The sequence below is a fragment of the Salinimicrobium oceani genome, assembly GCF_012037645.1.
Genome location: NZ_JAAVJR010001163.1, coordinates 1 through 351, shown reverse-complemented (window position 1 = coordinate 351; position 351 = coordinate 1). Strand labels below are relative to the sequence as shown.

The following is a 351-nucleotide window of genomic DNA, read 5'->3' as shown; positions in this document are numbered from 1 at the left end:
AATACCACGAGGTCCCACCCAGCTAATGAAGATCTTTTCATTCCATTTTAATCCCGAATTAATCGAACTTAAGAATACCCCAAGCGGTCGCACTATTAACATCACGGCTCCAAAAAGCAACAGGGCTTTCCAGTTGTAGATCAACATCAATTCGCTGTACTCAATATTGGCAGCCAGGAGAATGAATAGAATAGAGATAAGAAGTACGCTGAGGGATTCCTTGAAATACAAAAGCTCTTTGATGTTTGGAAGTTTTTGATTTCCCATGACCATTCCCATAACAACCACGGCTAATAATCCGCTTTCATGGGCGAAAATATCTGCCAATACAAACACCCCAAGCACAGTTGC

Annotated in this window: 1 protein-coding gene; it reads right to left on the bottom strand. The window is 41.6% G+C overall.

Going from position 1 to position 351, the window contains the following annotated elements; all coding sequences use genetic code 11:
- Positions 1-351, bottom strand: a 351-nt coding sequence (locus tag HC175_RS21285; protein WP_209310173.1) for a cation:proton antiporter domain-containing protein, incomplete at both ends; no start/stop codon positions are given.